At 70.9% G+C, this 11,177-nt stretch carries 9 protein-coding genes; 1 reads left to right on the top strand and 8 read right to left on the bottom strand.

What is annotated here, in order from left to right:
- Window positions 1-144: 144 nt before the first annotated feature.
- The 8 genes from pyrF to pyrR form a co-directional block, all read right to left on the bottom strand.
- Window positions 145-996: an orotidine-5'-phosphate decarboxylase gene (gene pyrF, locus ABZY57_RS29995; RefSeq protein ID WP_356517242.1), complete on the bottom strand. Its 852-nt coding sequence runs from the start codon at window positions 994-996 to the stop codon at window positions 145-147.
- The gene (locus ABZY57_RS29990) at window positions 993-2,102 is read right to left on the bottom strand and encodes a quinone-dependent dihydroorotate dehydrogenase (protein ID WP_356517240.1); all 1,110 of its coding nucleotides are present in this window, start codon (window positions 2,100-2,102) and stop codon (window positions 993-995) included. The genes pyrF and ABZY57_RS29990 overlap by 4 nt, the downstream gene beginning before the upstream one ends.
- A 79-nt stretch (window positions 2,103-2,181) precedes the next feature.
- A complete protein-coding gene (gene carB, locus ABZY57_RS29985) occupies window positions 2,182-5,490 on the bottom strand; it encodes a carbamoyl-phosphate synthase large subunit (RefSeq protein ID WP_356517238.1) in 3,309 nt (1,102 codons plus the stop codon).
- The gene (gene carA, locus ABZY57_RS29980; protein ID WP_356517236.1) at window positions 5,483-6,646 is read right to left on the bottom strand and encodes a glutamine-hydrolyzing carbamoyl-phosphate synthase small subunit; all 1,164 of its coding nucleotides are present in this window, start codon (window positions 6,644-6,646) and stop codon (window positions 5,483-5,485) included. Before carA ends, carB begins: the two co-directional genes overlap by 8 nt.
- On the bottom strand, window positions 6,643-7,224 hold the full coding sequence (locus tag ABZY57_RS29975; RefSeq protein WP_356517234.1) for a hypothetical protein: 582 nt from the start codon (window positions 7,222-7,224) through the stop codon (window positions 6,643-6,645). The genes carA and ABZY57_RS29975 overlap by 4 nt, the downstream gene beginning before the upstream one ends.
- Entirely contained in the window at window positions 7,221-8,507 is a 1,287-nt protein-coding gene (locus ABZY57_RS29970) for a dihydroorotase (protein WP_356517232.1), read from the bottom strand. The genes ABZY57_RS29975 and ABZY57_RS29970 overlap by 4 nt, the downstream gene beginning before the upstream one ends.
- Before the next feature lie 2 nt (window positions 8,508-8,509).
- On the bottom strand, window positions 8,510-9,499 hold the full coding sequence (locus ABZY57_RS29965) for an aspartate carbamoyltransferase catalytic subunit (protein WP_356517230.1): 990 nt from the start codon (window positions 9,497-9,499) through the stop codon (window positions 8,510-8,512).
- 114 nt (window positions 9,500-9,613) lie between these two features.
- Complete coding sequence (pyrR, locus tag ABZY57_RS29960; protein WP_356517228.1) at window positions 9,614-10,210, bottom strand: bifunctional pyr operon transcriptional regulator/uracil phosphoribosyltransferase PyrR; 597 nt, start codon at window positions 10,208-10,210, stop codon at window positions 9,614-9,616.
- Between the two features lie 241 nt (window positions 10,211-10,451).
- Here pyrR and bldD point away from each other — a divergent pair, with 241 nt between their 5' ends.
- Window positions 10,452-10,952, top strand: a complete 501-nt coding sequence (bldD, locus tag ABZY57_RS29955) for a transcriptional regulator BldD (protein ID WP_069929708.1) — start codon at window positions 10,452-10,454, stop codon at window positions 10,950-10,952.
- The last annotated feature ends 225 nt before the right edge of the window (window positions 10,953-11,177 follow it).

The following is an 11,177-nucleotide window of genomic DNA, read 5'->3' as shown; positions in this document are numbered from 1 at the left end:
GGCGGAGCCGGACGTATCCGGCTCCGCCGGCGTTCGAGGCGATCCTTCAGCCCGTCCGGCGTTCGAGGACCGGGTCCGGGCAGCGCCCGGGGAACGGAGGAAGGTCGGGTAGGGGACGGCGCCGCAGGGCTCCGCTCCTGGGGGCTACGCCGACGCGACCGCGGCGCGGATCTCCTCGGCAAAGGCGTGCGCCGAGGCGCGGAGCGCGGCCGCGTCGGGGCCGTGCTTCAGCACGCCCCGCGACACGTTCGGGACGACGTTGCGCACGGCCCCGCCGAACACCGCCGGGAGGTCCGCCGCCGTCGCGCCCTGCGCCCCGATGCCGGGGGCCAGCAGCGGCCCGTTGATGTCCAGGTCGAAGGAGGACAGGTCCCCGAGGGTCGCCCCGACCACGGCTCCGAAGGAGCCCATCGGGGAGGCCCCGGCGTTCTCCGCGGCCAGGTGCGCCAGCATCGTCGCGCCGATCGACCGGCCGTCCTCGCGTACCGCCCGCTGGACCTCCGCGCCCTCCGGGTTCGAGGTCAGGGCCAGGACGAACAGACCGGCCCCCGACTCCCGCGCCAGGTCGACGGCCGGCTTCAGCGAGCCGTAGCCGAGATACGGGGAGACCGTCAGCGCGTCGGAGAAGAGCGGCGAGGAGGGCGAGAGGAAGGTCTCCGCGTAGGCGGCCATCGTCGAGCCGATGTCGCCCCGCTTCGCGTCCATGACGACGAGCGCGCCCGCCGCACGGGCGTCGGCCACCGTCTGCTCCAGAACCGCGATGCCGCGCGAGCCGAACCGCTCGAAGAACGCCGCCTGCGGCTTGAAGACCGCGACGGAGTCGGCCAGCGCCTCGACCACCGTGCGGGAGAACTTCTCCAGGCCCGCGACGTCGTCGTTCAGGCCCCAGGAGGCCAGCAGCGCCGCGTGCGGGTCGATCCCCACGCAGAGCGGCCCGCGGGTGTCCATCGCCTCGCGCAGGCGCGTACCGAAGGGGATCACAGGGGCGGAGGTCACAGGGAGGCCTTTCGGGTTTCCGCGCCCACCGCTTCGGCGAGCGTCGCGTACGGGCTGGCGGCCAGGCGCGCGGCCAGGCCCTTGTGGATGGCGCGGGCGTAGCAGGGGCCCTCGTAGATGAAGGCGCTGTAGCCCTGGACCAGGCTCGCGCCCGCCAGGATCCGCTGCCAGGCGTCCTCGGCGTTCTCGATGCCGCCGACGCCGACCAGGACCAGCCGGTCGCCCACGCGGGCGTACAGCCGGCGCAGGACCTCCAGCGAGCGCTCCTTGACCGGGGCGCCAGACAGGCCGCCGGTCTCCTTGACCAGCGAGGGGTCGGACTTCAGGCCCAGGCCGTCGCGGGCGATCGTCGTGTTCGTCGCGATGATGCCGTCCAGGCCCAGCTCCAGGGCCAGGTCGGCGACCGCGTCCACGTCCTCGTCCGCGAGGTCCGGCGCGATCTTGACGAGCAGTGGGACCCGCCGGTCGGTCACGACGCGGTCCGCGGCCTCGCGCACGGCGCTCAGCAGGGGGCGCAGCGACTCCGTGGCCTGGAGGTTGCGCAGGCCCGGCGTGTTCGGGGAGGAGACGTTGACGACGAGGTAGTCCGCGTGCCGGGCCAGGCGCTCGGTGGAGGCGACGTAGTCCGCGACGGCCTCCTCCTCGGGGACGACCTTCGTCTTGCCGATGTTGACGCCGACGACCGTCTTGAAGACCGGGTTGCGGGCGGCCAGGCGCTCGGCGACGGCCGTCGAGCCCTCGTTGTTGAAGCCCATGCGGTTGATCAGCGCGCGGTCCGGGACGAGCCGGAACAGCCGCTTCTTCGGGTTGCCGGGCTGGGGCTCGGCGGTGACGGTGCCGATCTCGATGTGGTCGAAGCCGAGCATCGACATGCCGTCGATGGCGACGGCGTTCTTGTCGAAGCCGGCCGCGAGCCCGAAGGGGCCGTGCATCCGCAGCCCGAGGGCCTCGGTGCGCAGTTGCGCGTACCGGGGGGCCAGGTAGGCGGCGACGAAGGTGCGCAGCACCGGGGTGCGGGCGGCGAGGCGGATCCAGCGGAAGGCCATGTAGTGGGCCTGCTCCGGGTCCATCCGCTTGAAGACGAGGTTGAAGAACAGTTTGTACATCGTCCGAAATATCCCTTTTGCACTCATGAAAGGGGGGACACCGGTCGCTGTCGCCGGTGCCCCCCTTTCGTACGGGCTGCTAGTCGCGGGCCGCGGTCAGCCGCTCCGCGTGCTCCTGGAGCGAGCGGACGCCCACGTCGCCGCGGTTGAGCGCGTCGATGCCCTGGACGGCCGCGGCGAGCGCCTGGACCGTGGTGAGGCACGGGACGCCGCGCGCCACGGCGGCCGTACGGATCTCGTAGCCGTCGAGGCGGCCACCGGTGCCGTACGGGGTGTTGACGATCAGGTCGACCTGGCCGTCGTGGATGAGCTGGACGATGGTCTTCTCGCCGTCCGGGCCCTCTCCCTCGCTGAGCTTGCGCACGACGGTGGCGTTGATGCCGTTGCGGCGCAGGACCTCGGCGGTCCCGGAGGTGGCCATCAGCTCGAAGCCGTGGGCGACGAGCTCGCGCGCCGGGAAGATCATCGTGCGCTTGTCGCGGTTGGCGACGGAGATGAAGGCACGGCCCTTGGTGGGCAGCGGGCCGTAGGCGCCGGCCTGCGACTTGGCGTAGGCCGTGCCGAAGACGGAGTCGATGCCCATGACCTCGCCGGTGGAGCGCATCTCCGGGCCGAGGACGGTGTCGACGCCGCGGCCGTGGATGTCGCGGAAGCGCGACCACGGCATGACGGCCTCCTTGACGGAGATCGGCGCGTCGAGCGGCAGGGTGCCGCCGTCGCCGGTCTTCGGGAGCATGCCCTCTTCGCGGAGCTCGGCGATGGTGGTGCCGAGCGAGATGCGGGCGGCGGCCTTCGCGAGCGGGACGGCGGTCGCCTTCGAGGTGAAGGGGACGGTCCGGGAGGCGCGCGGGTTGGCCTCCAGGACGTAGAGGATGTCACCCGCCATCGCGAACTGGATGTTGATCAGGCCGCGGACGCCGACGCCCTTGGCGATGGCCTCGGTGGAGGCCCGCAGGCGCTTGATGTCGTAGCCGCCGAGGGTGATCGGGGGCAGGGCGCAGGCCGAGTCGCCGGAGTGGATGCCGGCTTCCTCGATGTGCTCCATGACGCCGCCGAGGTAGAGCTCGGTGCCGTCGTAGAGGGCGTCGACGTCGATCTCGATCGCGTCGTCGAGGAACCGGTCGACCAGCACGGGGCGGGTCGGCGAGATCTCGGTGGACTCGGCGATGTAGGAGGACAGCCGGTCCTCGTCGTAGACGATCTCCATGCCGCGGCCGCCGAGCACGTACGAGGGGCGTACGAGGACGGGGTAGCCGATCTCGTCGGCGATGGCCTTGGCGCCGGCGAAGGTGGTGGCGGTGCCGTGCTTGGGGGCGGGCAGGCCGGCCTCGGCGAGGACCTGGCCGAAGGCGCCGCGGTCCTCGGCGGCGTGGATGGCCTCCGGCGGGGTGCCGACGACGGGGACGCCGTTGTCCTTGAGGGCCTGGGCGAGGCCCAGGGGGGTCTGGCCGCCGAGCTGGACGATGACGCCGGCGATGGGGCCCGCCAGCGATTCGGCGTGGACGATCTCCAGCACGTCTTCGAGCGTGAGCGGCTCGAAGTACAGGCGGTCGGAGGTGTCGTAGTCGGTGGAGACGGTCTCCGGGTTGCAGTTGACCATCACGGTCTCGTAGCCGGCGTCGCTGAGGGCGAAGGAGGCGTGGACGCAGGAGTAGTCGAACTCGATGCCCTGGCCGATGCGGTTCGGGCCGGAGCCCAGGATGATGACCGCGGGCTTCTCGCGCGGGGCGACCTCGGACTCCTCGTCGTAGGACGAGTAGAAGTACGGGGTCTTCGCGGCGAACTCGGCGGCGCAGGTGTCGACGGTCTTGTAGACCGGGCGGACGCCCAGTGCGTGGCGGACCTCGCGGACGACGTCCTCGCGCAGGCCGCGGATCTCGGCGATCTGGCTGTCGGAGAATCCGTGGCGCTTGGCCTCGGCGAGCAGCTCGGGGTGGAGCTTGTCGGCGGCGGCCAGGTCGTCCGCGATCTCCTTGATGAGGAAGAGCTGGTCGACGAACCAGGGGTCGATCTTCGTGGACTCGAAGACCTCTTCCTGGGTGGCGCCGGCGCGAATGGCCTGCATGACGGTGTTGATGCGGCCGTCGGTGGGGCGGACCGCGGTGGCGAGCAGTTCGTCCTTGTCGCCGGTGGGGCCGACGAAGGTGAACTGCGAGCCCTTCTTCTCCAGCGAGCGCAGGGCCTTCTGCAGGGCCTCGGTGAAGTTGCGGCCGATGGCCATGGCCTCGCCCACCGACTTCATGGTGGTGGTGAGGGTGGCGTCGGCGAGCGGGAACTTCTCGAAGGCGAAGCGCGGGGCCTTGACGACGACGTAGTCGAGGGACGGCTCGAAGGAGGCCGGCGTCTTCTCGGTGATGTCGTTGGGGACCTCGTCGAGGGTGTAGCCGATGGCCAGCTTGGCGGCGATCTTGGCGATCGGGAAGCCGGTGGCCTTCGACGCGAGCGCCGAGGAGCGCGAGACGCGCGGGTTCATCTCGATGACGATGACGCGGCCGTCGACCGGGTCGATCGCGAACTGGATGTTGCAGCCGCCGGTGTCGACGCCGACCTCGCGGATGATCGCGATGCCGATGTCGCGCAGGCGCTGGTACTCGCGGTCGGTGAGGGTCATCGCCGGGGCGACGGTGATCGAGTCACCGGTGTGGACGCCCATCGGGTCGAAGTTCTCGATGGAGCAGACGACGACGACGTTGTCCTTGGTGTCGCGCATGAGCTCCAGCTCGTACTCCTTCCAGCCGAGGATGGACTCCTCCAGGAGCACCTCGGTGGTCGGGGAGAGCATCAGGCCCTGGCCGGCGATGCGGCGCAGCTCGTCCTCGTCGTGGGCGAAGCCGGAGCCGGCGCCGCCCATGGTGAAGGAGGGGCGCACGACGACGGGGTAGCCGCCGAGGGTGTCGACGCCCTGGATGACGTCGTCCATCGTGTGGCAGATGACCGAGCGCGCGGACTCGCCGTAGCCGATCTTGGCGTTGACTGCTTCGACGACGCCCTTGAAGAGGTCGCGGTCCTCGCCCTTGTTGATCGCCTCGACGTTGGCGCCGATGAGCTCGACGTTGTACTTCTCCAGCACGCCCTGCTCGTGCATGGAGATGGCGGTGTTCAGCGCGGTCTGGCCGCCGAGGGTCGGGAGCAGCGCGTCGGGGCGCTCCTTCGCGATGATCTTCTCGACGAACTCGGGGGTGATCGGCTCGACGTACGTGGCGTCGGCGATCTCCGGGTCGGTCATGATCGTGGCGGGGTTGGAGTTCACCAGGATCACCCGCAGGCCTTCGGCCTTGAGGATGCGGCAGGCCTGGGTCCCGGAGTAGTCGAACTCGGCGGCCTGGCCGATGACGATCGGGCCGGAGCCGATGACCAGGACGGACTGGATATCGGTGCGCTTAGGCACGATCGGCCTCCATCTGGGCGGTGTTCATCAAAGACGTGAAGCGGTCGAAGAGGTACGCGGCGTCGTGCGGGCCGGCGGCCGCCTCGGGGTGGTACTGGACGGAGAAGGCCGGCTGGTCGAGCAGCTGGAGGCCTTCCACGACGTTGTCGTTCAGGCAGACGTGGGAGACCTCGGCGCGGCCGTAGGGGGTCTCGGACACCTTGTCGAGGGGCGCGTCCACGGCGAAGCCGTGGTTGTGCGCGGTGATCTCGACCTTGCCGGTGGTGCGGTCCTGCACGGGCTGGTTGATGCCGCGGTGGCCGTACTTCAGCTTGTACGTGCCGAAGCCGAGCGCGCGGCCCAGGATCTGGTTGCCGAAGCAGATGCCGAAGAGCGGGGTCTTGCGGGCGAGGACGCCCTGCATGACGGAGACCGCGTGGTCGGCGGTGGCCGGGTCGCCCGGGCCGTTGGAGAAGAACACGCCGTCGGGGTCGACCGCGTACACGTCCTCGACGGTGGCGGTGGCGGGGAGCACGTGCACCTCGATGCCGCGCTCGGCCATCCGGTGCGGGGTCATGCCCTTGATGCCGAGGTCGACGGCGGCGACGGTGAACTTCTTCTCACCGATCGCGGGGACGACGTAGGTCTCCTTGGTGGCGACCTCGGCGGAGAGGTTGGCGCCCTTCATCTGCGGGGCGGCCTGGACCTTGGCCAGCAGCGCCTCGTCGCGCACGCCCTCCCAGGCCTCGCCCGAGAAGATGCCGACGCGCATGGCGCCGCGCTCGCGCAGGTGGCGGGTCAGGGCGCGGGTGTCGACGCCGGAGATCCCGACGACGCCCTGCGCAACGAGCTCCTCGTCCAGCGAGCGCACGGAGCGCCAGTTGGAGGGGACGCGGGCGGGGTCGCGTACGACGTACCCGGCGACCCAGATGCGGGAGGACTCGGGGTCCTCGTCGTTGACGCCGGTGTTGCCCACGTGCGGGGCGGTCATCACGACGACCTGCCGGTGGTACGACGGGTCGGTGAGGGTCTCCTGGTAGCCGGTCATGCCGGTGGAGAACACGGCCTCGCCGAAGGTCTCCCCCACAGCGCCGTAGGCGCGGCCGCGGAAGATCCGACCGTCCTCCAGGACGAGTACGGCGGGAGCTTTGGCTGCTCCCCTGGTGGAGGTCGTCATCGTTCGGCGCCTTCCGTCGTGGTGATTGAGTGGTTCATGTCGTTGATCGCTTCGACCCAGGCGGCGTGTTCCGCCGCACGGTCGGAGCGGAATCCGGAGTCGATCAGCCTGTCGCCGTGCGCCCATGTGACGACGAGGAGACCGCCCTCGGTGAGTACCTTGCCCGCGATTCCCTTGTCGAGGCGGGCGCCGCGCAGTTGCGCGGCCGGTACGAAGAAGTCGGTGGCACCCGGACGGACCACGTCGAGGCCCGCGTCGGTGAGCGTGAGCTCGACCCGGCTGCGGACGCCCAGTCCGTGGGCGACGATCCGGTCGAGCCACTGCCCGGCGGTGGTGGACCCGTGGTACCGGCCGGTCAGGGCCAGCCGGTGTTCGGGGAGGCCGCCGGGGGCGGCGGGCAGCTCCGGCAGATCGCTCTGCAGGGTGCCGCGCCATTTCCAGCCCTGCCGCATCAGCCAGTACACGAACGCGATGAAGACGAGCAGACCGATCACCCACGCGATGCGGGCGCCCCAGTCCGTCACCTCCGCGGACTTTCGTGTCGCCTCGGCGGCCAGTTGGATTACTGCAGGTGTCACGCCAGCGTCCCGTCCACGACCGTTGCCCGGCCCCGCAGGAAGGTGTGAGTGACGCGCCCCGGCAGCTCACGGCCCTCGTAAGGCGTGTTGCGGCTGCGGGAGGCGAAGTGTGCGGGGTCCACGACACCACGGTACGAGGTATCGACCAAGGTCAGGTTCGCGGGTTCACCTGCCGAGACGGGTCGTCCGTGGTTCGGGAGGCTGCCGATGCGCGCCGGGGCGAAGGACATCCGCTCGGCGACGCCCGCCCAGTCGAGCAGTCCGGTCTCCACCATCGTCTGCTGGACGACGGAGAGCGCGGTCTCCAGGCCCACCATGCCCATGGCGGCGGCGGCCCACTCGCAGTCCTTGTCCTCGTGCGGGTGCGGGGCGTGGTCGGTGGCGACGATGTCGATCGTGCCGTCGGCGAGCGCCTCGCGCAGGGCCAGGACGTCGGCCTCGGTGCGCAGCGGCGGGTTGACCTTGTAGACCGGGTTGTACGAGCGCACGAGCTCGTCGGTGAGGAGCAGGTGGTGCGGGGTGACCTCGGCGGTGACGTCGATGCCGCGGGACTTGGCCCAGCGGATGATCTCGACGGAGCCGGCGGTGGAGAGGTGGCAGATGTGGACGCGGGAGCCGACGTGCTCGGCGAGCAGGACGTCGCGGGCGATGACCGATTCCTCGGCGACGGCCGGCCAGCCGCCGAGGCCGAGCTCGGCCGAGACGATGCCCTCGTTCATCTGGGCGCCCTCGGTGAGGCGGGGCTCCTGGGCGTGCTGGGCGACGACGCCGCCGAAGGCCTTCACGTACTCCAGGGCGCGGCGCATGATCACGGCGTCGTCCACGCACTTGCCGTCGTCGGAGAAGACGGTGACGCGGGCGGCGGACTCGTGCATGGCGCCGAGCTCGGAGAGCTGCTTGCCCTCCAGGCCGACGGTGACGGCGCCGATGGGCTGCACGTCGCAGTAGCCGGACTCCTTGCCCAGGCGCCACACCTGCTCGACGACGCCGGCGGTGTCGGCGACGGGGAAGGTGTTGGCCATGGCGAAGACGGCGGTGTAGCCGCCGGAGGCGGCGGCGCGGGTGCCGGTGAGGACGGTCTCGGAGTCCTCGCGGCCGGGCTCGCGCAGGTGGGTGTGGAGGTCGACGAGGCCGGGGAGGAGGACCTGGCCCGCGGCCTCGATGACGACTCCGTCGCCGGCGTCGAGGCCGGTGCCCACGGCGGCGATGGTCTCGCCGTCGATCAGGACGTCCTGGACGTCGCCACCGAGTACCTTCGCGCCACGGATAAGGATCTTGCTCATCGTTACTTGCTCTCCTCGGTGCGGGGCGTGCTGGTGGTGGTGACGGCGGGCTCGGAGCCTCCGAGCAGCAGGTACAGGACGGCCATGCGGATCGAGACGCCGTTGGTGACCTGCTCGATGACCGTGCAGCGGTCGGAGTCGGCGACCTCGGCGGTGATCTCCATGCCGCGGACCATCGGCCCGGGGTGCATCACGATGGCGTGCTCGGGCATGCGCGCCATGCGGGCGCCGTCCAGGCCGTAGCGGCGGGAGTACTCGCGCTCGGTCGGGAAGAAGGCGGCGTTCATCCGCTCGCGCTGCACGCGCAGCATCATCACGGCGTCGGACTTCGGCAGCACCTCGTCCAGGCTGTACGAGATCTCGCACGGCCAGGCCTCGACGCCGACGGGCACCAGGGTGGGCGGGGCCACCAGGGTGACCTGCGCGCCGAGGGTGTGCAGCAGGTGGACGTTGGAGCGGGCGACCCGGCTGTGCAGGACGTCGCCGACGATGGTGATCCGGCGGCCGTTCAGGTCCTTGCCGAGCCCGGCGTCCTTGCCGACCAGGCGGCGGCGCATGGTGAAGGCGTCGAGCAGGGCCTGCGTGGGGTGCTCGTGGGTGCCGTCGCCGGCGTTGATCACCGGGGCGTCGATCCAGCCGGAGGTGGCGAGGCGGTAGGGGGCGCCGGAGGCGTGGTGGCGGATGACGACCGCGTCGACGCCCATGGCCTCCAGGGTCTGGGCCGTGTCCTTGAGGGACTCGCCCTTGGAGACGCTGGAGCCCTTGGCCGCGAAGTTGATGACATCGGCGGAGAGGCGCTTCTCGGCGGCCTCGAAGGAGATCCGGGTCCGGGTCGAGTCCTCGAAGAAGAGGTTGCAGATCGTGCGGCCGCGCAGGGTGGGCAGCTTCTTGATCGGCCGGTCCGCGACGCGTGCCATCTCCTCGGCGGTGTCGAGGATCAGGACGGCGTCGTCGCGCGTGAGATCGGCGGCCGAGATGAGGTGGCGCTTCATCCGGGTGCTCCGTTGGTCGGTGAGGTCAAAGCCGTGGGGAGGGCAGACGGGGCTGGGGGTGCGGGCAGGGCAGGCTCCGGCGCGGACCCCGAGGGGCCCGGCCGTCGTCAGGGGCTACTGCCCGGCTGCCCGATCGGTCCGCTGGCCGAGCAGCACGGCGTCGCGGCCGTCCTCCTCCTGGACCTGGACCTGGACGTTCTCCCGCAGCGACGTGGGGAGGTTCTTGCCGACGTAGTCGGCGCGGATCGGCAGTTCGCGGTGGCCACGGTCGACGAGGACCGCGAGCTGTACCGCGCGGGGGCGGCCGAGGTCGCCGAGGGCGTCGAGGGCGGCGCGGATGGTGCGGCCGGAGAAGAGAACGTCGTCGACGAGGACGACCAGGCGGCCGTCGATGTCGTCGCCGGGAATCTCGGTGCGGCCGATGGCCCGGGCCGGCTTCATCCGCAGATCGTCGCGGTACATGGTGATGTCGAGGGAGCCGACCGGGATCTTCGCACCGGTGATCTCTTCGAGCTTGGCGGCCAGCCGGCGGGCGAGGAACACGCCGCGGGTGGGAATGCCGAGGAGCACCACGTCGTCGGCGCCCTTGGCGCGTTCGACGATTTCGTGGGCGATGCGGGTCAGGACCCGGGCGATGTCCTGCGCTTCGAGAACGGGGCGCATGACATCGGCAGCTGTTTCCTGATCCTGGCGATCGTGCTGAGTGTCCATGAAAAGGACCTCCTTCTCCGCCTCACGGGACGGACCTTAAAGGACGTCGGATGTACGCGTTCCACGGTACCAGGGGGATTCCCGCGACCTGGCATCGGGGCAGACCAGAACCCCTCTTACGCGGGCGTCGGAGACCATTCGGCTTGACGCATCCAAGTAACGCTGCGTAACCTCACAGTGAGTTACCAGCCGCGCGGCGGAGCCGCACGTGGTCATAGTCGTCACAGCGTCCGGGAGCGTTATGTCCAGCGAATACGCCAAACAGCTCGGGGCCAAGCTCCGCGCCATCCGCACCCAGCAGGGCCTTTCCCTCCACGGTGTCGAGGAGAAGTCCCAGGGCCGGTGGAAGGCCGTGGTGGTCGGTTCTTACGAGCGCGGAGACCGCGCCGTGACCGTCCAGCGTCTCGCCGAGCTGGCGGACTTCTACGGGGTTCCGGTGCAGGAACTGCTGCCGGGCACGACCCCCGGCGGAGCGGCCGAGCCGCCGCCGAAGCTGCGCCTGGACCTGGAGCGCCTGGCCCACGTGCCCGCCGAGAAGGCCGGCCCGCTGCAGCGTTACGCCGCGACCATCCAGAGCCAGCGCGGCGACTACAACGGCAAGGTGCTCTCGATCCGCCAGGACGACCTGCGCACCCTCGCCGTCATCTACGACCAGTCGCCCTCGGTCCTGACCGAGCAGCTGATCAGCTGGGGCGTTCTGGACGCGGACGCGCGTCGCGCGGTGGCGCACGAGGACATCTAGTCCCCCAGGTCTCAGCAGAAACGTTTACCGGTGGGTGCCGGGAGCCGACAGGCTCCCGGCACCCACCGGTTTTCCATGCGGCTTCCCCCATGCCGCCCCGGCGTACGACGGAGGGGGGGGGGGGGGGGGGGGGGGGGGGGGGGGCCGGGGCCGACCCCCCCGGGCGCCCGGGCGCGGGCGCGGGGGCGGGCCGGCGGGGGGTGTGTGGTGGTTTGGGGGGGCGGC

It is taken from the genome of Streptomyces sp. NPDC006450, assembly GCF_040612195.1.
Lineage (GTDB): Bacteria > Actinomycetota > Actinomycetes > Streptomycetales > Streptomycetaceae > Streptomyces.
Note: the sequence above shows the minus strand (reverse complement) of the source record. Positions and strands in the feature narration are given on the sequence as shown.

Bases quoted from the DNA above. Each gene is read 5' to 3' on its own strand.
- ABZY57_RS29990 (WP_356517240.1), bottom strand. From the start codon at position 2,102: ATGTACAAACTGTTCTTCAACCTCGTCTTCAAGCGGATGGACCCGGAG.
- carA (WP_356517236.1), bottom strand. From the start codon at position 6,646: ATGACGACCTCCACCAGGGGAGCAGCCAAAGCTCCCGCCGTACTCGTC.
- ABZY57_RS29970 (WP_356517232.1), bottom strand. From the start codon at position 8,507: ATGAGCAAGATCCTTATCCGTGGCGCGAAGGTACTCGGTGGCGACGTC.
- ABZY57_RS29965 (WP_356517230.1), bottom strand. From the start codon at position 9,499: ATGAAGCGCCACCTCATCTCGGCCGCCGATCTCACGCGCGACGACGCC.
- pyrR (WP_356517228.1), bottom strand. From the start codon at position 10,210: ATGGACACTCAGCACGATCGCCAGGATCAGGAAACAGCTGCCGATGTC.
- bldD (WP_069929708.1), top strand. From the start codon at position 10,452: ATGTCCAGCGAATACGCCAAACAGCTCGGGGCCAAGCTCCGCGCCATC.